General features: G+C 55.8%; 22 protein-coding genes. 13 read left to right on the top strand and 9 right to left on the bottom strand.

Annotated elements, in window-relative coordinates; genetic code table 11:
* Window positions 1–175 precede the first annotated feature (175 nt).
* Complete coding sequence (gene polA, locus AC2T28_RS03120; RefSeq protein ID WP_486747481.1) at window positions 176–2,977, bottom strand: DNA polymerase I; 2,802 nt, start codon at window positions 2,975–2,977, stop codon at window positions 176–178.
* Between the two features lie 43 nt (window positions 2,978–3,020).
* On the opposite strand from polA, the gene AC2T28_RS03115 reads away from it, so the two are divergent.
* Entirely contained in the window at window positions 3,021–3,482 is a 462-nt protein-coding gene (locus AC2T28_RS03115) for a hypothetical protein (RefSeq protein ID WP_486747480.1), read from the top strand.
* Window positions 3,483–3,599: 117 nt separating this feature from the next.
* Here AC2T28_RS03115 and AC2T28_RS03110 read toward each other — a convergent pair whose 3' ends face one another.
* From AC2T28_RS03110 to AC2T28_RS03100, 3 genes are all read right to left on the bottom strand, one after another.
* Complete coding sequence (locus AC2T28_RS03110) at window positions 3,600–3,830, bottom strand: hypothetical protein (protein ID WP_486747479.1); 231 nt, start codon at window positions 3,828–3,830, stop codon at window positions 3,600–3,602.
* Window positions 3,831–4,241: 411 nt separating this feature from the next.
* Window positions 4,242–4,919 carry a TIGR02117 family protein gene (locus tag AC2T28_RS03105; RefSeq protein ID WP_486747478.1) on the bottom strand — a complete coding sequence of 226 codons (678 nt, stop codon included), beginning with the start codon at window positions 4,917–4,919 and terminating at the stop codon, window positions 4,242–4,244.
* Complete coding sequence (locus AC2T28_RS03100) at window positions 4,916–5,092, bottom strand: zinc-finger domain-containing protein (protein WP_486747477.1); 177 nt, start codon at window positions 5,090–5,092, stop codon at window positions 4,916–4,918. Before AC2T28_RS03100 ends, AC2T28_RS03105 begins: the two co-directional genes overlap by 4 nt.
* A gap of 70 nt (window positions 5,093–5,162) precedes the next feature.
* On the opposite strand from AC2T28_RS03100, the gene AC2T28_RS03095 reads away from it, so the two are divergent.
* A complete protein-coding gene (locus tag AC2T28_RS03095) occupies window positions 5,163–6,092 on the top strand; it encodes an ABC transporter ATP-binding protein (RefSeq protein ID WP_486748010.1) in 930 nt (309 codons plus the stop codon).
* A gap of 21 nt (window positions 6,093–6,113) precedes the next feature.
* Here AC2T28_RS03095 and AC2T28_RS03090 read toward each other — a convergent pair whose 3' ends face one another.
* Window positions 6,114–6,839 (bottom strand): hypothetical protein, encoded by a 726-nt coding sequence (locus AC2T28_RS03090; RefSeq protein WP_486747476.1) that lies wholly within the window; start codon window positions 6,837–6,839, stop codon window positions 6,114–6,116.
* A 174-nt stretch (window positions 6,840–7,013) separates the two neighbouring features.
* A complete protein-coding gene (locus tag AC2T28_RS03085) occupies window positions 7,014–7,340 on the bottom strand; it encodes an ArsR/SmtB family transcription factor (protein ID WP_486747475.1) in 327 nt (108 codons plus the stop codon).
* 83 nt (window positions 7,341–7,423) lie between these two features.
* Between AC2T28_RS03085 and AC2T28_RS03080 the strand changes: the two genes are divergently transcribed.
* Both AC2T28_RS03080 and AC2T28_RS03075 read left to right on the top strand, forming a co-directional pair.
* Window positions 7,424–7,915, top strand: coding sequence for a DUF6428 family protein (locus AC2T28_RS03080; RefSeq protein WP_486747474.1), 492 nt, complete (start codon window positions 7,424–7,426; stop codon window positions 7,913–7,915).
* 110 nt (window positions 7,916–8,025) lie between these two features.
* Window positions 8,026–8,328 carry a hypothetical protein gene (locus AC2T28_RS03075; RefSeq protein ID WP_486747473.1) on the top strand — a complete coding sequence of 101 codons (303 nt, stop codon included), beginning with the start codon at window positions 8,026–8,028 and terminating at the stop codon, window positions 8,326–8,328.
* Between the two features lie 20 nt (window positions 8,329–8,348).
* Here the strand turns inward: AC2T28_RS03075 and AC2T28_RS03070 are convergent, their stop codons facing one another.
* A complete protein-coding gene (locus tag AC2T28_RS03070; protein WP_486747472.1) occupies window positions 8,349–8,813 on the bottom strand; it encodes a DUF1203 domain-containing protein in 465 nt (154 codons plus the stop codon).
* 234 nt (window positions 8,814–9,047) lie between these two features.
* On the opposite strand from AC2T28_RS03070, the gene gpmI reads away from it, so the two are divergent.
* The 5 genes from gpmI (at window position 9,048) to AC2T28_RS03045 (ending at window position 15,011) form a co-directional block, all read left to right on the top strand.
* Window positions 9,048–10,595 (top strand): 2,3-bisphosphoglycerate-independent phosphoglycerate mutase, encoded by a 1,548-nt coding sequence (gene gpmI / locus AC2T28_RS03065; protein ID WP_486747471.1) that lies wholly within the window; start codon window positions 9,048–9,050, stop codon window positions 10,593–10,595.
* Window positions 10,592–11,725 carry a murein hydrolase activator EnvC family protein gene (locus AC2T28_RS03060; RefSeq protein ID WP_486747470.1) on the top strand — a complete coding sequence of 378 codons (1,134 nt, stop codon included), beginning with the start codon at window positions 10,592–10,594 and terminating at the stop codon, window positions 11,723–11,725. The genes gpmI and AC2T28_RS03060 overlap by 4 nt, the downstream gene beginning before the upstream one ends.
* A gap of 6 nt (window positions 11,726–11,731) precedes the next feature.
* Window positions 11,732–13,066, top strand: a complete 1,335-nt coding sequence (locus tag AC2T28_RS03055) for a S41 family peptidase (protein WP_486747469.1) — start codon at window positions 11,732–11,734, stop codon at window positions 13,064–13,066.
* Between the two features lie 137 nt (window positions 13,067–13,203).
* Window positions 13,204–14,262: a bifunctional transcriptional activator/DNA repair enzyme AdaA gene (locus AC2T28_RS03050; protein WP_486748009.1), complete on the top strand. Its 1,059-nt coding sequence runs from the start codon at window positions 13,204–13,206 to the stop codon at window positions 14,260–14,262.
* Window positions 14,259–15,011, top strand: coding sequence for an isocitrate lyase/PEP mutase family protein (locus tag AC2T28_RS03045; RefSeq protein ID WP_486747468.1), 753 nt, complete (start codon window positions 14,259–14,261; stop codon window positions 15,009–15,011). The genes AC2T28_RS03050 and AC2T28_RS03045 overlap by 4 nt, the downstream gene beginning before the upstream one ends.
* Here AC2T28_RS03045 and AC2T28_RS03040 read toward each other — a convergent pair.
* Together AC2T28_RS03040 and AC2T28_RS03035 are read right to left on the bottom strand one after the other, a co-directional pair.
* Window positions 15,008–15,385 carry a hypothetical protein gene (locus tag AC2T28_RS03040; protein ID WP_486747467.1) on the bottom strand — a complete coding sequence of 126 codons (378 nt, stop codon included), beginning with the start codon at window positions 15,383–15,385 and terminating at the stop codon, window positions 15,008–15,010. The two genes, AC2T28_RS03045 and AC2T28_RS03040, sit on opposite strands and share 4 nt — an antisense overlap.
* Before the next feature lie 11 nt (window positions 15,386–15,396).
* Complete coding sequence (locus AC2T28_RS03035) at window positions 15,397–16,158, bottom strand: DUF6478 family protein (protein ID WP_486748008.1); 762 nt, start codon at window positions 16,156–16,158, stop codon at window positions 15,397–15,399.
* Window positions 16,159–16,459: 301 nt separating this feature from the next.
* Here AC2T28_RS03035 and AC2T28_RS03030 point away from each other — a divergent pair, with 301 nt between their 5' ends.
* The 4 genes from AC2T28_RS03030 to AC2T28_RS03015 are packed head-to-tail and all read left to right on the top strand — an operon-like array spanning window position 16,460 to window position 20,056.
* Window positions 16,460–17,350: a CPBP family intramembrane glutamic endopeptidase gene (locus AC2T28_RS03030; RefSeq protein WP_486747466.1), complete on the top strand. Its 891-nt coding sequence runs from the start codon at window positions 16,460–16,462 to the stop codon at window positions 17,348–17,350.
* Window positions 17,351–17,409: 59 nt separating this feature from the next.
* Window positions 17,410–18,366 carry an acetyl-CoA carboxylase, carboxyltransferase subunit beta gene (gene accD / locus AC2T28_RS03025; protein WP_486747465.1) on the top strand — a complete coding sequence of 319 codons (957 nt, stop codon included), beginning with the start codon at window positions 17,410–17,412 and terminating at the stop codon, window positions 18,364–18,366.
* A gap of 5 nt (window positions 18,367–18,371) precedes the next feature.
* On the top strand, window positions 18,372–18,785 hold the full coding sequence (locus AC2T28_RS03020; RefSeq protein WP_486747464.1) for a hypothetical protein: 414 nt from the start codon (window positions 18,372–18,374) through the stop codon (window positions 18,783–18,785).
* Window positions 18,782–20,056, top strand: coding sequence for a bifunctional folylpolyglutamate synthase/dihydrofolate synthase (locus AC2T28_RS03015; RefSeq protein WP_486747463.1), 1,275 nt, complete (start codon window positions 18,782–18,784; stop codon window positions 20,054–20,056). The genes AC2T28_RS03020 and AC2T28_RS03015 overlap by 4 nt, the downstream gene beginning before the upstream one ends.
* Window positions 20,057–20,177 lie beyond the last annotated feature (121 nt).

The following is a 20,177-nucleotide window of genomic DNA, read 5'->3' as shown; positions in this document are numbered from 1 at the left end:
AACGCAAAAGAGTGTTGTCAGTCATCTTGATATGGCAAGGGGTATGCAAAAGTGAAGGGGGGCTCCCGCCCGTCATCGGCCTCTTTTCAGAGGCGCTCTTTCCGTTGGGCGTGGCATGAAACGCTCCAATGGAGCGCTTCATGCGGGTGTGATCTGATGTGAGGCCGGAAGCGTTTTAGTGGGCTTCTGCCCAGTTGGCACCGCGACCTGCGTCAACGATCAGCTTAACGTCCAGATGCACCGCCGGGTCAGCGGCGTTCTCCATCACCGATTTTGCCGTGGTGATAGTATCTTCCACAGCGTCCTTGGGCACTTCGAACAGCAGTTCATCGTGAACCTGCAACAACATCCGCGCTGGTAGGTGGGCGATGGCGTTCGGCATCCGGATCATCGCGCGGCGGATTACGTCAGCTGCCGTGCCCTGGATCGGTGCGTTGATCGCGGCGCGTTTGGCAAATCCAGCGCGCGGCCCCTTGGCAGCAATTTCGGGCGTGTGGATCTTGCGTCCAAACAGCGTCTGTACGTATCCGTGCTCCTTGGCGAACTCCACCGTGTTGTCCATGTATTTGCGGATGCCGGGGAAGCGCTCGAAATAGCGGTCGATAAAGCCCTGAGCCTCGGCCCTGGGAATACGCAAGTTGCGGGCCAGGCCAAAGCCGGAAATCCCATAGATGACACCAAAGTTGATGCCTTTGGCTTGTCGACGAATGTCAGGTGTCATCTCGTCCAGTGGCACATTGAACATCTCTGACGCGGTCATTGCGTGAATGTCGATGCCATCCGCAAAGGCCTGTTTCAGCGCATCGATGCCTGCGATATGTGCCAGAATGCGCAATTCGATCTGGCTGTAGTCGAGCGACAGCAGCACGTTGCCCTCTTCGGGGATAAAGGCCTCGCGAATGCGGCGCCCTTCCTCGGACCGTACCGGGATGTTTTGCAGGTTGGGATCGGACGAGGCCATGCGGCCGGTGTTGGCCCCAGTTTGCAGGTACGAGGTATGTACGCGACCAGTGTCGGCGTTGATGTGGTCCTGCAAGGCGTCGGTATAAGTCGACTTCAACTTCGACAGCTGCCGCCAGTCCAACACCCGCGCCGGCAAGTCGTGTTCGGTGGCCAGATCCTCAAGGATATCGGCCCCAGTGGCATAGGCCCCAGTCTTACCCTTTTTACCGCCGGGTAGTTCCAGCTTTCCGAACAGGATCTCACCCAGTTGCTTGGGGGAACCGACGTTGAAGGTTTCCCCAGCCAGCTCATAAATCTCGGCCTCAAGTCCCGCCATTTTCTGGGCAAAGGCGTTGGACATGCGGCTGAGTGTGTCGCGGTCGACCTTGATGCCGTCCATCTCCATCTTGGCCAGCACTGGCACCAGCGGGCGTTCCAGCGTTTCATAAACGGTGGTGACTTTTTCCTGATGCAGCTGTGGTTTGAACACTTGCCACAGGCGCAGGGTGATATCGGCATCCTCGGCGGCATAGGGGACCGCATCGCTAATTGGCACCTTGTCAAAAGTGATCGCGGACTTACCCGTGCCCAGCAGCGGTTTGATCGGGATTGGGGTGTGATCCAGATAGCGTTCAGACAGGGTGTCCATGCCGTGATTATGTTTGCCGCCGTTCAACGCGTAGGACATCAGCATGGTGTCATCAATCGGCGCTACCACAATGTCCTGGCGGGCAAGAATCTTGGCGTCGTATTTCATGTTCTGGCCAATCTTGATGATCGCGGGGTCTTCCAGAACCGGTTTCAGCATCTCCAACGCCTGGGCCACAGGCATTTGTCCTTCGGCTAGATCATCGGACCCAAACAAATCATCCGCAGCAGCCTCGCGGTGGGTCAGCGGGATGTAGCAGGCCTGCCCCGGTTCGACACAAAGCGAGATGCCGACAAGGTTCACCACCATTGAATCGAGACCAGTGGTTTCGGTATCCACCGCCACCCAGCCGCGCTGGTGGATCTGGTCGATCCAAGGCAGCAGCTCTTCGGCGCTGGTCACGCAGGTGTATGCGTCACGATCAAACGGAACCGTTTCGGGTGCTGTAACTTCGGCCGCCTGCGGCGATGCCTCGGGGATGACCGGAGCCTCTTGGCCCAATTGATCGGCCATCCGTTTTGTCAGGGTGCGGAACTCCATTTCGGCAAGGAAAGCCAGCAGCACCTCAGGGTCCGGGTCCAGCACCTCAAGATCTTCGATAGTGAAATCCAGCTCCATGTTGCAGTCCAACTGCACCAGAGTCTTGGACATCTCGATCTGCTCGCGCTTGTCGATCAGCGTCTGGCGACGTTTGGGCTGTTTGATCTCCTCGGCGCGGTCTAGCAACTCTTCCAGTGATCCGTATTCATTGATCAGCAGGGCTGCGGTCTTGATACCAATGCCGGGTGCGCCGGGGACGTTATCGACGCTATCACCAGCCAGCGCCTGCACATCGACTACCCGCTCTGGACCAACGCCGAATTTCTCCATCACGCCATCGCGGTCGATGCGTTTGTTCTTCATCGCATCCAGCATTTCCACGCCGCCGCCAACCAGCTGCATCAGGTCTTTGTCCGAGCTGATGATGGTGCAGCGCCCACCAGCGTCGCGCGCTTGGCAGGCCAGCGTCGCCATGATGTCATCGGCCTCAAACCCTTCGACTTCTTTGCAGGCGATGTTGAAGGCCCGGGTAGCGTCACGGGTCAGCGGAAACTGCGGGCGCAGGTCTTCGGGGGCAGGGGGGCGGTTGGCTTTGTAGAGGTCATACAGGTCGTTGCGGAATGTCTTGCCTGAATGGTCAAAGATCACCGCCACATGGGTTGGCGCGTCCGGGCCAGTGTTGCCCTCGACATAGCGCTGCAGCATGTTGCAGAACCCGGCCACGGCGCCAATCGGCAACCCGTCGGATTTACGCGTCAGCGGTGGCAGCGCGTGATAAGCGCGAAAGATAAAGGCCGAGCCGTCGATCAGATGCAGATGGCATCCCTTGCCAAAAGTTCCGTCCATATCTACTGCTCCTCGGATCGCGTTTTTCGAAGGAATACATCGCATGAATGTTCTTCACCTGCCAGCCGTTGTTTGTGCCCTCGCACTGGCAACAACCACCGCCCGGGCCGAAACCTATGGTGCCCCGAATTGCCCAATGAGTTTGGACAAATTCCACTGCCAGCGCGTTTTCGCGTGCATTAGCACCGAAACAACACGTTGGTTCCTAGGCACTGTAAACGGTATCAAAGACAGTACGATTAGTGGCAATTTGAACGACGGTACGATTTGCACAGGTACGATACCCGGCGATGACGATTTTATGAGGATCGTGACCTTATCCTGCGCTGATGGTCTTGAGACTGAGATCGTAGTGATGGATCCCGTAAAGGGGGCAATTGGTTTTCCCAATGGCCTGGGCGACACTGTTGATGGTGGGATTGTTCATTGGGCATCCGGATACGCGGCGCAGGACCATATTGATGTTCAGACGGGGCAGTTGTTGATGGACGACCCTTGTTCCTAGTTCCCCGTTTTGGGGTCTGTGGGTAAATCCAACGCGCAAAGTAACCTGTTGTAATAGCTATGGAAGGCTGCTTTTATCAGTCGCCAATGGCTATTACATTTTGCTCGGATGATTTATTTAGGACAGTGATTTTATGGAATTTCTAGGAATGAAAGCCCCAAAAGGGCGAAAGTCGATATTTGGAGTGACAACGGCAACCGTTCTTGTGCTTGGTTTGGTTGCATGCGTCCAAGAAACCTCCGACAGCAGCGCGCTTGTTGCGCAGTTGCCAAAAGACTGTGTTCCTAAAAATGGACAACCGGATAGCTGCACGCCGTTGGTGGCCTGTTTTAGCACCGGCGAAGTCATGATTGGCTCCGCAACTGGGTGGCTCAAGGGTAGGTTGTCTGGCCAGACAGAAACAGGTCTGTCTTGTAGCGGCGATTGGCAGGTGCAGAACACCTGGGGGAACTATGGTTCTGCCAATCTTAAATGTTCAGATGGGCGCAGCGGCAAAGCTACTTTTGGCTACGCTGATTTTGCCACGCATTCGGTTTGGGGTGATGGCACCCTTTCCGATGGTACCGAATTTCGGGCATGGACGGGTCCCAATCTTGCTCGCTTCGTCGGCAAAAAGAAGAGCGGTATCCAGGCGTTCTGCGCTCAGAGCGGTTAGGGTAGCTGGCGTTTACACCTGAGTTTCCCCTAGCTGGAGTTACAATTAGGGGCCGTGGGGTGGGATCTACCCGTCCCCTTTATGTGTTAAGTGTACATCTGAAGCTACCAGTGTAGCCATCTCGAAAGGGTGACTGAATAGGGGAGCGGCGTCCAAGCTCCAAACCTTTGTCCGCTGGCGCGTAGCATTCGGCCAACCCATGTGTTGCAGGTGCGCAGGATGTTGAACCAACCTTTGGCTTCGTAGAACTGATCGGTGTCATTAAAGCCGGTAAAGTCGATAGGGCGGGGCTCTCCGTTTGGGTCTTGTCTAAAGCTATCGGCAATGGCTTCCATCAAAGCAGCGTATTCACCGCTGTTCAGTGTGAACCCTGGCAGGTCCAGGTCGTCTCTAAGAGCGCCTATAACATCTACCCGCATGACCGCTCTGTCTCCAAAGATACCTTTGAAAACCGCCCTTGCGGAAACTTGATTATAGCTTCCGACAGTTGTGTAAAAGTCGCGCGCGCCCCAACCGATAACCAGCCACTGCGCATTTGGGTGCTGTAAAGGCAGGTCTGTGTCGTTCAAAAATGAAAAACGCGCCTGGGTGGACGCGTTGAGTGGCAGCAGGAAATCATAGTGAATTGGGCCAGCGACCAGCAGGATCTCGGTGTCAGGCCCATCCCGTTGTGCTGCCGGTTTCAAAGACCCGGGAACAACCGCGCCAATCAGGGCTGCCGACAAATAAAGTGCAACAACACCCAAAGGCCAGATCAGCAGTCGCCTGCCCCAACGGCTCACTTTTCGGCGTGATCTTTGTGCACGTATTTGCAATCGCAATAGCCGCATTCGACCCAACCCAGATCCTCGGGGATTTGGAGATAGACGCGGGGATGGCCCAATGCACCCTCGCTGCCGTCACAGACAACTTTATAGCTGTCGACGATCTTGGTTTCTGGCGCTTGGATGGTCATCGCTGGCAGTCCTCTTGCTAATCCGTTAGGGGCTTTATGAGCCATGGCAAAACTGGGGGCAAGAGCAGCGATGACACAGGATGCAATCCGGCTGACAGGTTTGCGCAAAACCTACAAAGCAGCCAAGGGACAACCCGAGAAGCACGCGCTCAAAGGGGTTGACCTGACAGTGCCGCGCGGGTCGGTGTTTGGCCTGTTGGGGCCCAATGGTGCGGGCAAGTCGACGCTGATCAATATCCTTGCTGGTCTGGTTCTGAAAACCGCGGGTAAGGTCGAGATCTGGGGTTTTGATCAGGACACCAACCCACGCCAATCCCGCGCTGCTATCGGCGTGATGCCGCAAGAGCTGAACCTGGATCCGTTCTTTAGCCCTCGCGGTGCATTGGAAGTACAAGCGGGTCTGTACGGGGTTCCGAAATCCGAACGCCGCAGTGACGAGATCCTGCGCATGATCGGGCTTGAGGACAAGGCCGAAGCCTATGCCCGCACCCTGTCGGGTGGGATGCAGCGGCGGTTGCTGCTGGGCAAGGCGCTGGTGCATCACCCAAACATTCTGGTGCTGGATGAACCCACCGCTGGCGTGGATATCGAACTTCGTCAGATGCTGTGGAACAATATCCGCAAGCTGAATGAACAGGGCATGACCATCATCCTGACCACCCATTACCTGGAAGAGGCCGAAGAGATGTGCGACGAGATCGCCATCATCAATCAAGGCGAGGTGGTCGCGCGCGACAGCACCAGCAATCTGCTGGGTCGGCTGGATGCCAAGGCCATGGTGGTTCACCCGGATGCGCCAGTCACGGACCTGCCCCGGGCATCAGGTATCGAGGCCGAACTACGCAGCGATGGGGCGGTTGTGTTGCGGTATCACGGCAATACCACCAGCGCCGAACAGGTTCTGGCTGCCGTGCGAAACGCAGGGATCACCATTCGCGATGTGAAGACCGAAGAAGCCGACCTGGAAGATGTTTTCCTGGCACTAACGTCCAGCTCTTAGAGCAATTAACGCCGGATCTGGCTAGGCTTCTTCTGAAGGCATTTTGATCGGGTCAAAGGGAACCAGTCCCCTGCTAAGCAGTGACTGGTAACAATCCTCTGCATAGCGATGTGCATAGGCTTCTTTCTCAGTCGACGGCCGTGCCCAGTGCAGGTCTTCAGCGATTTCCGTATCCTCTGACAGTCTCGTGTCTGGATTGAAAACATCTGTATGATGGTGGTGGAAATGGCCAAGCTCATGTAGCAGCGTGCGGTATAAAACTGTATTTCGATGTGCGCTCTCGGTAAGCAGACTAGTAAAGCCGCGCTTGTCTTGCGCAAAGATGTGCCCATCCGAGGCAAGCCTGGTGAGCTCGCTCTGATCGTCTGGGGTCAGCTTCCTCGGCCAATACAACTTCTTCCCATAGTGTTGAGCCTCTAGAACAATGGCGGCACCTGAAAATTTCTCAACTTCCGCGTAATACATAAATCGACCCCAAACCGGGTCTAGCATGGTCTGTTTACGCGTGGGTTGTCGGAACAGGATGAGCTCTGGCAGGGGTTCATCGGTATCCTGGCAGTTTCTGAGCAGGTATTCGACGTCACTGGGTGAACACCCATACCCAAATTCAGACAACGGGTTTTCGTACAGCATACTGAGTTGATTTTGCCCGATTTCTAGCGAGATAATGAGGTCAGGATCGAGCCGAGATTTGTAGTCGGACGCATAACTTCCATACCTGTCGCACCAGCTTTCCGGAATGCGCATTTGGTTGCGACGTTTGAAACCTGAATCTTCGGTGCCAATGCGCCGGTTTCTTCGTACAGGGCGTCTCAAACTTGTGGGTATCCTTTTGTCTCGCTTAGGTGTCGGCTCTGTAATTTTAGCGAGCGAAATGCCTCCGCTCAATCTGGTTCCGGCTTAGGGCGTAACTGATGCCTCTCAACAGTTGGGAGAGGTCCCGCAGCAGGCCACAACGTCCTTATGATTGCCGCAACAGTCTTTGATCAGATAACCGATCATGCCTCCGACGGCGTTAAAATCGACGCGATAGATGATATGGCGAGACTTGCGTTCAGCGGTAACCAGCCCGGCGTTGGCAAGGGTCGACAGGTGAAACGAGGCTCGGGAAGATGCAGCGTCAACCGCTTCGCCGATCTCTCCGGCAGAGGCACCATCGCTGCCCTTGGTGACCAAAAACCTGAGAATGCGTAGCCGTGTTTCTTGGGCCAGTGCGCCCAAAGCCTCGATGACTTGGCTTTCGTTCATAATTCAACTCCTGTTGAAATGCCGTTGACATTGCATTATTTCAACAATACTTGAAATGTTGAAATATCATGGAGATCTACACGATGACACAAGAACTGACAACGCTGAACGATGTGCTGGCACTATTGAAAACCCAAGAGAAAGATCTGCCACTGGTTTTTGCAACTGCCGAGGGTGAGATCGGTGGGGGGTATCATGTCACCGAATTGAAACAGAACACGATCACCAGCATTGATTGCGGCGGCAATGTCGGTGAATGGCGAGAAACCCATGTGCAACTGCTGGATGGGCAGATGGGGACCCATATGAGCACCAGCAAGTTTTCAGCAATTGCGACCAAGAGTATATCACAGGTAAAGCATCTAGCAGATGCACCGCTGTACTTCGAGTTTGGGCTAAAGAACAAAGGTCTTCGACGCTACCAGATCGCATCGGTAACGCCTGAAGCTCAAAAAGTCAGCGTTATGTTGAGCGAAGGGGCGGCTCAATGCAAACCAGTTGCTGCGATAAATTTGATGCCAGCTTCGTCCGCTTATTGCGGAACCGCTAAAAGCCAATCAAACTGCTGCACGTAACTGAGGTTTCGATAGCCATAGGATCCAGTGAAGGCTTTAAGACGCGAAACGCGAGCATACATTAGAGTAGCGTCGTTGCATTGTGGCGCTACGCTTTTTTGGAGATCAATATGAAGACGTTGTTTGTTGTCCCGGTTCTTCTACTTGTGGCGGCTTGCGATGTTCCGAACAATCCAACGCGACAAGCTGCGAATGGCAGTTCTGAAATGCTGTTGCAGGATGGTCGGAACTGCTGGGATAACCAGTGCCTAAACTACAACCCCCGGCGCGGCACCTTTTCGGTCTCGGGCCGTGTGTCCGTGGCAGCCCCCGCCGGTGCGCTCAAAGGCGGAGGCTACATTTCAGTAAGTGGGTTCCAGCAAACCTTTGCTAAGGCAATGCGTGCTCAGTCGCGGGGAGGAGTAGACTGGTGAGCCGTTGGGAGGGCTGATGCTTAGCTCCGATCAACCCGAGCCTGATAACAGTTGTTCCGTGATGATCGAATGTGAATATACGCCACCCGGCGATCGGAAAAGATGATATCTGCCTGGCTCCTCAACTCTGTTTTGGGGGTCACGACACCGGTGCCATAGACGATACGATCATCCTGGCTATAGCCCTTGATCAAATAGTCCGGTGACTGGATGAAAACTTCAGGGATTTGATCGCCGGAATGTTGTTCGCAGGTGTCGGCGCACAGAAATATTGGCCCGGTCTCGGCATAGGGTTGGGCGGATGGAAAAGGGCGGTGCGCCAGAATCAGCATTCCGGCCCCTTTGGGGATGTACTTCAGGCAATGGCGGCAGGGATTGCCACCTCCGTCTGACAAAGTGCGTTCTGGTGTTTGCCCGTGGGCATCCGGCCCGCCATTTTGCAAGGCGCGGACAATGTCGGTTGGCAGAGCAGTGAACTTGGTCATTGGGTGTCTCCTTTGGTTGCTGCCAATCTGACCTAAGTGATCTGTTCAAAGCGACCCGGATCCTGCGCATCTGACCAAAGCTCTCCCGTCCGTCGTCTGCCCCTGACAGGGCGTCCTCCCGTTGGGCATGGCACCGCGCCAAGGCGCGATGCTGTTCGCGCTGAGAACCTTGTTTCCCCCGCAGTTCAGAGGTTGTAGAAGACGGGCAACTATCCCTGAGCCCGGAGCCCCGACATGCCTACGCCCAAACCCGTTGTTTTGTGTATCCTAGATGGTTGGGGCAGTGGTGAAGGTGGTGCAACGGACGCACCGCATTTGGCACAGACACCGACCTTTGATGCAATCATGTCCAAGGGACCGCAGGCACGGTTGATCACCCATGGGCCGGATGTCGGATTGCCCAGCGGCCAAATGGGCAATTCGGAAGTTGGCCACACCAATATCGGTGCGGGTCGGGTTGTGGCGATGGATCTGGGCCAGATTGACTTAGCCATCGAAGAGGGCTCGTTTTTTGAAAACGCGGCGCTGCAGGATTTCATCGCCAAGTTGAAGGCCACTGGCGGGGCTGCTCATCTGATGGGGCTGGTGTCAGATGGTGGGGTGCATGGGCACATCAACCACATCCTGGCATCAATTAAGGCGATTACAGATGCGGGGGTTCCGGTCTGGCTGCACGCCATAACGGATGGGCGGGATGTGGCACCAAAATCCGCGCTGCAGTATTTTGAGACCCTTGAGGCAGGTCTGCCCGAAAACGCACGAATAGCGACCGTGATGGGGCGCTATTTTGCAATGGATCGGGACAACCGCTGGGAACGTGTCGAAGCCGCTTACAGAGCCATGACAGCCTACAAAGATGTCGAATATAGTTCTTATCCGACCTGTGGATTCTTTCCAAATGCCGAAGATGTTGTTGGGGTCGCCTACGACTTACATGAAGATAGCGATGAGTTCATCAAGCCCTCCGTTATTGAGGGTTATGAAGGAATCAAAGATGGGGACGGTTTCTTCTGTACAAATTTCCGCGCAGATCGGGCGCGAGAAATTCTGGCAGCCATTGGGCAGCCTGATTTTGAGGCCTTTGATACAGGCCGACGTCCCAAACTGGCTGCCTTGCTAGGCATGGTGGGGTACTCGGACGATCACAACACCTACATGACGACCGCTTATCCAAAACAAGAAATCGTCAATACGCTAGGCGCTTGGGTTTCACAGCAGGGAAAAACACAGTTCCGACTGGCCGAGACCGAGAAATATCCGCATGTCACCTTCTTCCTAAATGGTGGCAAAGAAGAGCCGGAACAGGGCGAAGATCGTTTCATGCCAAAGTCTCCAAACGTGGCGACCTATGATCTACAGCCCGAAATGTCGGCCCCCGAGGTGACACAGAAATTTGTCGAGGCGATCGAGGCTGGATATGATCTGGTCGTAACCAACTTTGCCAATCCTGACATGGTTGGCCACACTGGTGATTTGCAGGCCGCAATGAAGGCCTGTGAGGCAGTTGATCATGGGTTGGCGCATGTTGTAGCCGCACTTGAAAAAACAGGCGGCGCTATGTTGGTCACTGCAGATCATGGCAACTGTGAAGTGATGGTGGATCCCGAAACCGGTGAGCCACATACCGCCCATACTCTTAATCTCGTACCGCTGGCCTTGGTTGGTGGTCCCGAAGGTGCCAAGTTGCGCGACGGGCGGCTGGCCGATCTGGCACCGACACTGCTAGAGCTGATGGGGCTGGACAAGCCTGAGGAAATGACCGGAAAGAGCCTGTTGGCATGATCTTACGTGCTGCATTTTTTATTCTGTTTCTGTCGGGAATTCCTGCAATCGCGGCGGAAAACCCGGCCAAGGCCGCGCGGCGAGCAAGTGAACAGTTGGAAGCGGCGACAGTGCAGCTGCAAGATGCCGAAAGTGCGCGTGATCGGGTAAGGGCGTTGACTGAAACCGTGCGCGCCTATGAGGCGGGTTTGGCGGCGATGCGTGATGGGCTGCGGCAGGTGGCCCGACGCGAGGCACAGCTGCTGGCGCAGTTAAAAGCGCGAGAGAGTGAAGTGGCAGATCTACTTGGTATTTTGCAGACCATTGAAACCTCAGCTCCGCCCGTGCTGTTGTTACATCCGTCGGGGCCTCTGGGGTCGGCGCGCTCTGCGATGATGCTGGCCGAAGTCACACCCGGGTTGCAGGCCCGCGCCGAAGCCTTGAAGCTGAATTTGGAAGAGGTGCAGATGTTGCGATTGCTGCAGCAAAACGCAGCCAATACACTACAATCCGGACTGGCCGGGGTGCAGCAGGCGCGTGCTAAGCTTTCAACAGCAATTGCAGATCGTACAGACCTGCCTCGTCGGTTTGCGCATGACCCCGTTCGCACGTCCATTTTAATCTCGTCAACTGAGACACTTGAGGGTTTTGCCAGTGGGCTTGCCCATATTGTTGAAGGTGAGATCGCAGAAATCGGCGCTGACATCAGTGATCAAAAGGGAGAGGTCTCGCTCCCAGTGCAAGGATTGGTCTTGCGAGGCTTTGGGGCCCAGGACGCTGCTGGTATTTCTCGTCCCGGATTATTGATTGCTGCGCGGCCTCGTGCGCTTGTGACCTCGCCCACGGCCGCCACTATTCGATATCGAGGGCCGCTGTTGGATTTAGGGAATGTGGTGATTCTGGAACCGCAACCTGATATGCTGTTTGTGTTATCCGGGTTGGCCGAAGTGTTTGGCGAAGCTGGTCAGGTCATCCCAAAGGGCACTCCGATAGGGCTTATGGGCGGACAAACCCCAGAAATTGGTGCGATATTGTCACTAAGCGGTGAAGGGGCTGGAACTGACCGGTCAGAAACGCTCTATATAGAGGTCAGAACAAATGACAGCCCCGTGGACCCAGAGATCTGGTTCCGCACCGACAAGGATGGATAAAGGTACATGAAAAAGTTTGCGATGGCAGCTGTCGGCGGTACGCTGGCGGGAATCCTTGCGACGACTTACGTGGCAGGACCGCTGCTGGCACAAGAAAACGCCCGCTCAGCAACTGTCTACGAACAGCTTGACCTGTTTGGTGACATTTTTGAGCGTATCCGCGTCCAGTATGTCGAAGAAGTCGATGAAACCGAACTAATCGAAGCGGCCATTGGCGGCATGCTTTCGTCGCTGGATCCCCACTCCAGCTATTTGTCGCCTGATGATGCTAATCAAATGCGCGTGCAGACACGTGGTTCGTTTGGCGGCCTTGGTATCGAAGTCACGCAGGAAGAAGGCTTTGTCAAAGTTGTGTCGCCTATGGATGGCACCCCGGCGGACGAGGCTGGCATGGAAGCTGGCGACTTCATCACTCACGTAGATGGTGAAAGCGTGCTGGGCCTGTCACTGGACGAGGCAGTGGACATGATGCGCGGGCCCGTTGGGTCTGAAATCATCATCACTGTTGTGCGCGAGGGTGAAGAAGAGCCGTTTGATGTGTCGATCGTTCGTGACACCATCAAGCTGACTGCCGTGCGCGCCCGTACCGAGGGCTCTTCGGTCGTTCTGCGGATCTCTACGTTCAATGACCAGACAACGCCAAACCTGATTGCGGGCCTGAACGAACAGGTCGAAGAGGCAGGTGGCATTGAAAACGTCAACGGCGTGATCCTGGATTTGCGGAATAACCCTGGTGGTTTGTTGAATCAGGCGATCCGCGTTTCCGACGAATTCCTGGACAGCGGTGAAATTGTTTCGACTCGTGGCCGCAACCCCGAAGATGGTGAACGGTTCAACGCAACAGTGGGTGATCTGGCCCAAGGCCTGCCGATTGTTGTGCTGATCAATGGCGGTTCGGCTTCGGCATCTGAGATCGTTGCCGGTGCGTTGCAGGATCACCGTCGTGCGATTGTTGTGGGAACCAAAAGCTTTGGCAAAGGCTCGGTGCAGACCGTTATGCCGCTGCGCGGTGATGGTGCGATGCGTCTGACCACAGCGCGGTACTACACCCCGTCGGGTCGTTCGATCCAGGCGCTGGGCGTTTCCCCTGACATCGTGGTTGAACAGCCGCGCCGTGCCCCAAGCACAGACGAGGACGAGGCAGATACCCGTCGTTCCCGGTCCGAGGCCGATCTGCGCGGCAGCCTGAACAATGACAGCCTGTCCGAGGATGAAATTCGTCAGATCGAAGAAGATCGCGCCAAGGCAGAGGCCGCAGCCGAGCTTCGCGAAAACGACTATCAGCTGGCTTATGCAATCGACATTCTGACTGGCATGTCGGCTCTGGCTCCAGGCAAATAAGTTCAACGCAATATTGCACACTAAGGGCCGCCCAGTTGGGTGGCCCTTTTTTGTGCTATTGTTGTTCAGGATCACAATTTTAAATGGACGCCCGATTTCCGGCGACGGGGCGGGTTCACATTGGTTATCAGAGCTGCATGATGTTTGACCTACCCGATGCCAACACCCTGTACGATGCGCTGCTCGCCCGAGATGCCAGCTACGAAGGGCGCGCCTATGTTGGCGTGACTTCAACAGGCATATTTTGCCGCCTGACCTGTCCGGCGCGCAAACCAAAACCTGAAAACTGCCAATTCTATGCCACAACGGGTGGCTGCATCGAGGCGGGATTTCGCGCCTGCAAGCGGTGTCATCCACTGGCTCCGATGGCCGCTGCTGACCCTATTGTGGATCGTCTGCTCAAGGCGCTTGAGGCGCGTCCCAGCTACCGATGGTCTGAAGGTGACATCGCCGAGATGGGCTTGGATGCCTCAACCGTGAGACGTAGCTTCAAGCGTCACTTTGGCATGACTTTTCTGGAAATGGCCCGACAGCGGCGGCTGCGCGAAGGCTTTACCGCACTGAGTTCTGGGGATCCGGTCATTGCGGCGCAGATAGATGCGGGCTTTGAGTCGGCCAGTGCCTTTCGTGAGGCCTTTGGCCGGTTGTTGGGGAAATCGCCCGGCCAGTTTTCCAGCGATGCCTTGCTGCAAGCGGACTGGATCGAAACCCCACTGGGATCGATGATCGCGGTAAGCTGTCAACATGCGCTGCATTTATTGGAGTTCATAGATCGCAAGGCACTGCCTCGAGAGCTGGCCAAGTTGGAAAAAAATGTAAGTGGTGGCATCGGTTTTGGCCGCCCGGTCCCTACGACACAAGTGGCAAAGGAACTGGGGCATTTCTTCTCGGGCGAGCATGCGGATTTCAAAACCCCATTGGCACAACATGGGACTGCGTTTGAACAACAGGTCTGGCGCGCGTTGAGAAACATACCAGCCGGTGAAACCCGCAGCTATTCGCAGATCGCACAGGCCATCGACCGCCCCTCAGCTGCACGCGCGGTGGCGCGGGCAAATGGCAGCAATCAACTGGCACTGGTTGTTCCTTGCCATCGAGTGCTGGGGGCAGATGGGACATTGACGGGATACGGCGGCGGGCTGTGGCGCAAGCAGCGGCTGATTGAAATTGAAAATAGTTACAGAGGTTCGAAATGACGAAACAATCACAATTGGCGCAGGATTTTGCCGCGTTGCATGTGCCGGGAAATCCACTTGTGTTGTACAACATCTGGGATGCAGGCAGCGCGGCTGCAGTGGCCAAGGCCGGAGCCCTAGCTGTTGCAACGGGAAGCTGGTCGGTGGCCGAGGCACAAGGGTACAGAGATGGTGAGCAAATTCCGCTGTCATTCTTGGCTCAGATCGCCGAGCGCATCGCTCAGACGGTGGATGTGCCGCTTAGCGTGGATTTTGAGGGCGGCTATGCGACAGGTGGCGCAGAGCTAACCAGCAATGTTGCCAAAATTATTGCAGCGGGCGCAGTGGGTATCAATTTTGAAGATCAGATCGTTGGGGAAACTGGGCTTTATGGTATCGACGAGCAAAGCGATCGGCTGCGTGCTGTTCGTGCGGCAAGCGATGAACTGTTCATCAACGCGCGAACCGATTTGTTTCTCAAACAAAAGGATACCAGTCAGCACGCGGGGCTTCTGGAGGAAGCGATTGATCGTGCCAAAGCCTTTGCCGCGGCGGGTGCCAGTGGCTTTTTCGTGCCGGGCTTGACTGATTTGGATTTGATTGCGCGCATATGTGACGCCAGTTCGCTACCCGTCAATGTTATGATGCGCGGCGAGGGGCTGATACGTGAGACAGTGGCCAATGCCGGTGTTGCGCGCACCAGTTATGGTCCGCAGCCCTTTGCCTGGGCTATGCAGGACGTAACGGACCGCTATCAGGCGATCACTTAGGTGGTTTCCAGGCAGTGACGGCGAAAAGCCCGTTTCAGCATATCTAGCTCTGCGCGCAGCAGTTCGACTTCGGCGCGCAGGTCATCGGCTGCAGCTTCGCCTGCAATTAGTGTAAAATCGCCCAACTTGGTATCGGCTACCGCATCATAAATGACAAAGCTGTGCACGCCATCAGCCAAGGCATGGCTTGGCACGGTCACATGTAGATCCCATTCTGTCCCGGTGCCGCCTTCCTTCAGGGTTACGCCATCAACCAATTGATCCAGCAGGCGCACCTGGATTTCCGGCCGCGCCCCGGTGTCGGGTGCGTTGCTCAACTTGCCTTCCCAAACGCCGTTGCTAAACCGGATCTTGGTGAGTGTCAGATCGCTCATATCTATGGTCCTCAAATGGCGGCGCGTAGATGACGTGAGAACGTCAGATCCCTCAGGATCACTTGGTTCATGTCAGGGGATTCAAAAATCAGATCGAGCCAGATTTTTTCAATCCGTTTTTCGTTGAGACGAGAATAGGCAAGATCGAATTCCACCACCACGCCAGCCTCGCCCTGTGGCAATTCCCGCACCAATTGCTCGGTGTTGGGGCCGTGCTTGATGTTCAATCGTGCAAATATTTCCTGCGGCTTCTCGGTTTCGATGATGGTGTCGATGCGTACCAAGTGCTGACGGGTCATGCCCTCTGTCGCACCGGGTGGCAGGTCAATGACCAGTGACAGAAACGACCCATCAAACTTGAACACATCCATGCGCAGCCCAAACGGAGCCAGGTCCTGCTCTCGTGTGTTTCGTAACTGGCGCAGGGTCAGTTCCGAATAGGTGCAATCGTGAAACAGCTGGACTTCATCCCCCAGTTTGGACTTGGACGGGACCGAAGAAATGCCAGGAACGGGCAAAGGCCCCCGCCATAGGCTAGGGCGCCACGACCAGTCAGTGCCATGGGGTTTAGGGAAAAACGAGGATCCGATCTGCGGCAAGGCCAAGCGCCCCTCGGCCACGTGCAACAAGCGATCCAAATGTGTTCGCAACTGTCGTGCCCGGTTGCGTTGCCCACGCAGCTCGGACAGCGTTGTCTGGTCGGCCTGGCGTGCATCCCGGCGCCAGTGACGTAAGGCGCGTTGATGAAACAGCCTGTCCAAAATCCCGCCCATAATGCCCTCGAACTGTTTGGCAGGCGCTTCTTTACCCTGCATTTGCCAGCAATGTAACGTTAGTTAAACAAACGGGCAATTCGCTTTCGTTCCATTTCAGCACTTCATCAAAACCAATTTTTCATGCCTGTAACGCGTGGAGGTTTGGCTGACTTGAAATTGGGTATTTTCCTGCATACCGTCAGCACAACATACATTGACCGGGCTGAATATGGTTCCCCATGACATCCCCTAAGAGTTCTTTTGTGCAACGTTTCAAACCCCGTTCAGGGGGGCCGTGGTTCGAATGGAGTAAATGATAATGCCAGCCAGACATGCCTATGACGCGCACGAGGCACTTGTTCAAACAGCGCGTCGGCATCCGCAGCTATGGCGCCTACTCGTTGGCTTTGTGGTTATGGTTCTGGTTGCCTATCTGTTGTTCTGGATCGCGAATTCCTTTCTAACGGCCGCCTTTCCGGGCCCTTGGCACGATGGGCTGATAGATGGGTCTAACCCTGCGGCGATGCTGGCACTGCTTGGTGGGTTTGGGTTTATCATCGCTGGCATAGCGGTGGCCGCGGGCCTGATGCAAAAGCGCTCGCTATTTAGCATCACCGGTTCTCCACGCTTGTTGGTGAAGCAGTTTGGCCGGGTCAGCCTGTATCTGATGGCTTTGGGTGCTGCTATACTTGTGTTGCCGCCCTATCAGATGGGCGCCCCAATGCAGCCAAACTTGCCGCTGCTGATTTGGCTTGCATTGCTCCCCTTCTCGCTGATGGTTTTATTGGTGCAAACAGGTGCCGAAGAAATTCTGTTTCGGGGCTATATCCAGCAAACGCTCGCGGCACGATTCCGTCACCCCTTGGTTTGGCTGCTCGCACCGTCAATCTTCTTCGCACTGGGCCATTACCTGCCAGCCGAGGCAGGTGACAATGCCCTTTTGATCGCGTGTTGGGCTGGTTTGTTTGGTCTGTTGATGGCAGACCTTACCGCCCGCTCTGGAACATTAGGGCCAGCAATTGCAGTTCATTTCTTCAACAATTTTACTGCTTTGGTTCTGTTTGCCTCGCCTAGCAGCCTGAATGGGCTCGCGCTGTTCCTACTGCCATATGAGATGTCCGATGTCGAAGCTCTGCGCCCTTGGATGGCGGTAGACTTCGTGTTGATGATGATCGGCTGGCTTGTTGCGCGCCTTGCGATACGCCGCTGATTGCATTTATCGGCGTAGGGCCTTATCTGGGGGTCAAACTGCCCCAGCAGAGGCCTGCAATGAACTGGATTACAAATTACGTCCGGCCGCGGATCAATTCGATCTTCTCGCGCCGCGAAGTCCCCGAGAACCTCTGGCAGAAATGCTCAGAGTGCGGAACCATGTTGTTCCATCGCGAGTTGAGCGACAATCAAATGGTCTGCACCAACTGTGATCACCACATGGGAATCACACCGCGTGCCCGCTTTGATGCGCTGTTCGATGGCGGTATTTTCACAGAAATTGCCGTGCCCGAGCCTGTTGCCGATCCGCTGAAATTCAAGGATCAGAAACGCTATCCTGACCGGATGAAGGCAGCACAGAAAAAGACCGGCGAAAAAGAAGCCATGCTGGTGGTCGAAGGCGACATCGGGCGCACCCCGATTGTGGCCGCTGCCCAGGACTTCTCGTTTATGGGCGGTTCCATGAGCATGTATGTGGGCAACGCAATTCTGGCCGCTGCTGAACGCGCGGTCGAGCTTAAACGCCCGCTGGTTCTGTTCTCCGCCGCTGGTGGGGCCCGCATGCAGGAAGGCATCTTGGGCCTGATGCAGATGCCACGCACCACGATTGCGGTGCAGATGCTCAAGGATGCAGGCCTGCCCTACATCGTTGTTCTGACCCACCCAACCACCGGTGGTGTCACCGCGTCTTATGCGATGCTGGGCGATGTCCACATTGCGGAACCTAACGCGCTGATCGGCTTTGCTGGTGCACGGGTGATCGAACAGACAATCCGCGAAAAGCTGCCCGAGGGCTTCCAGCGCGCCGAATACCTGCTCGACCACGGTATTCTGGACCGCGTGACCAAACGGACCGAGCTGCGGGGCGAGCTGATTACAATCATCCGTATGTTGATGGACATGCCGCCACAGATTGTTGGCGATCTTCCTGCTCCGGATGAGGCAGATGAAGCTCCAGATGTGAAAGCGGAAGAAACAGCTTCTTCTGAAGAAACACAACCTGCTGCGAGCTAAGCCGCTTGCTTCGCGTCATAGGCAGGTTCCTGTCATGGGCAATCGCCGCCTTCGTTTTGTTTAACGTGGTGGCGATTGTCGTTCTGAACTTCAAAATTGGCCCGAACCCGAATTGGGCAAGGCAGGATATCAAAGCTGTTCAGGCAGAATTGGGGCCGCCCATGGGTGGCACGATGGATGAATACCAGTGGGGACGCGGATTTCCGTCAGACAACTTTCCTTTGGTAATAAAAGGCCTTTCTGTGTTCGTGCATCCAGTTGAGACAGGGGATGGTTGGCAACAACCTGTTGCGCGCGCTCAACCATTCTGGATTTTTTACTTCTTTGTCTCTTTGAATCAGAGCTACGAACTTGGGTACAGTCGTGGCCTGTTCTGTTTCTGGAACGAACACAGCAAGCGATGTGATAATTGGCTATGACACAAGACACCTCAGACGTAATCCTCGCCCGCATGATGGCGCTACACCCCAAGATCATTGATCTGACACTGGACCGGGTATGGAACCTGCTGGCAGTCCTGGACAACCCACAGGAAAAGCTCTCGCCCGTCATCCATCTGGCCGGCACCAATGGCAAGGGCTCGACCCAGGCGATGATCCGCGCCGGTCTCGAAGGGGCTGGCAAAACGGTTCATGCCTATACATCGCCTCATCTGGCCCGTTTTCACGAACGTATCCGTTTGGCTGGAGAGCTGATCACCGAAGAGCATCTGACCAAGATCCTCGACGAGTGCTACGAGCAGAACGGTGGTGAAACCATCACCTACTTCGAAATCACCACGGTGGCTGGCCTGCTGGCCTTTGCCCGCACTCCGGCTGATTACACCTTACTCGAAGTCGGGCTTGGCGGGCGGCTGGACGCCACCAATGTGATCGACAAGCCAGAGCTGACCATCATCACCCCTATCTCGATAGACCACGAGCAGTTCCTGGGCGACACACTGACCAAAATCGCCACTGAAAAAGCAGGGATTATCAAGCGTGGAGTTCCTTGCGTGGTTGGCCCGCAATCTGATGAAGCGATGGAGGTCATCGAGGCCACCGCCGCCCGACTTGGCGCGCCGCTGATTGCGCATGGCCAACACTGGCATGTGTATGAAGAACATGGGCGACTGGTGTTCCAGGACGAACGGGGACTGCTCGATCTGCCACTCCCTGCTTTGCTGGGTGCCCACCAAATCCAAAACGCCGGTGCCGCCCTTGCCTCCCTGCGCCATCTTGGCGCTGACGAGGCTGCCTGCGAATCCGCGATGACCAATGCCAGCTGGCCAGCGCGGATGCAGCGATTGAAAAGTGGTCCGCTGGTTGAAACCGCGCCCAAAGCAGAGCTTTGGCTAGATGGCGGTCACAACGCCGCTGCAGGACAGGCCCTAGCGGATGTTTTGGCTAAACTGCCCAAACGCCCAACCCACCTGATCTGCGGCATGCTCAACACCAAGGATGCAACCGGCTACATGGCCCCATTGGCCAAACACGCCGACAGTCTGACTGCGATCTCTATCCCGGACGAGGTGAACACTCTCCCAGCCGAAGACACATCAGCCGCCGCTGCCAAGGTTGGCATGATAACAACCACCGCCGACAGTGCCTCTCTGGCCCTCGCTGCCATAATTGCGCAAGATCCAGGGGCGAGGGTGCTGATCTGCGGGTCGCTCTATCTGGCTGGTGCCATCCTGCGGGAAAACGGCTAACCCTCAGCGCGCCAATCCGCTCTTCATCTGGCCGCAAATATCCTAGGGGAGGGGTGGCTTGCCGGACCCGGGGGCAGGGCCCCCAAATAAGACAGTGGGCAGCGCCCCTTGTTGCGAGGTT

The sequence above is a fragment of the Parasedimentitalea nitratireducens genome, assembly GCF_057444295.1.
This window is presented reverse-complemented; position numbering and strand designations above follow the sequence as displayed.

Coding starts and splice junctions, on each gene's coding strand:
- polA (WP_486747481.1), bottom strand. CDS start 2,977: ATGGACGGAACTTTTGGCAAGGGATGCCATCTGCATCTGATCGACGGC.
- AC2T28_RS03115 (WP_486747480.1), top strand. CDS start 3,021: ATGAATGTTCTTCACCTGCCAGCCGTTGTTTGTGCCCTCGCACTGGCA.
- AC2T28_RS03110 (WP_486747479.1), bottom strand. CDS start 3,830: ATGACTTCGCCGGTGCTAAAACAGGCCACCAACGGCGTGCAGCTATCC.
- AC2T28_RS03100 (WP_486747477.1), bottom strand. CDS start 5,092: ATGACCATCCAAGCGCCAGAAACCAAGATCGTCGACAGCTATAAAGTT.
- AC2T28_RS03095 (WP_486748010.1), top strand. CDS start 5,163: ATGACACAGGATGCAATCCGGCTGACAGGTTTGCGCAAAACCTACAAA.
- AC2T28_RS03090 (WP_486747476.1), bottom strand. CDS start 6,839: ATGCGCATTCCGGAAAGCTGGTGCGACAGGTATGGAAGTTATGCGTCC.
- AC2T28_RS03085 (WP_486747475.1), bottom strand. CDS start 7,340: ATGAACGAAAGCCAAGTCATCGAGGCTTTGGGCGCACTGGCCCAAGAA.
- AC2T28_RS03080 (WP_486747474.1), top strand. CDS start 7,424: ATGACACAAGAACTGACAACGCTGAACGATGTGCTGGCACTATTGAAA.
- AC2T28_RS03075 (WP_486747473.1), top strand. CDS start 8,026: ATGAAGACGTTGTTTGTTGTCCCGGTTCTTCTACTTGTGGCGGCTTGC.
- AC2T28_RS03070 (WP_486747472.1), bottom strand. CDS start 8,813: ATGACCAAGTTCACTGCTCTGCCAACCGACATTGTCCGCGCCTTGCAA.
- gpmI (WP_486747471.1), top strand. CDS start 9,048: ATGCCTACGCCCAAACCCGTTGTTTTGTGTATCCTAGATGGTTGGGGC.
- AC2T28_RS03060 (WP_486747470.1), top strand. CDS start 10,592: ATGATCTTACGTGCTGCATTTTTTATTCTGTTTCTGTCGGGAATTCCT.
- AC2T28_RS03055 (WP_486747469.1), top strand. CDS start 11,732: ATGAAAAAGTTTGCGATGGCAGCTGTCGGCGGTACGCTGGCGGGAATC.
- AC2T28_RS03050 (WP_486748009.1), top strand. CDS start 13,204: ATGATGTTTGACCTACCCGATGCCAACACCCTGTACGATGCGCTGCTC.
- AC2T28_RS03045 (WP_486747468.1), top strand. CDS start 14,259: ATGACGAAACAATCACAATTGGCGCAGGATTTTGCCGCGTTGCATGTG.
- AC2T28_RS03040 (WP_486747467.1), bottom strand. CDS start 15,385: ATGAGCGATCTGACACTCACCAAGATCCGGTTTAGCAACGGCGTTTGG.
- AC2T28_RS03035 (WP_486748008.1), bottom strand. CDS start 16,158: ATGGGCGGGATTTTGGACAGGCTGTTTCATCAACGCGCCTTACGTCAC.
- AC2T28_RS03030 (WP_486747466.1), top strand. CDS start 16,460: ATGCCAGCCAGACATGCCTATGACGCGCACGAGGCACTTGTTCAAACA.
- accD (WP_486747465.1), top strand. CDS start 17,410: ATGAACTGGATTACAAATTACGTCCGGCCGCGGATCAATTCGATCTTC.
- AC2T28_RS03015 (WP_486747463.1), top strand. CDS start 18,782: ATGACACAAGACACCTCAGACGTAATCCTCGCCCGCATGATGGCGCTA.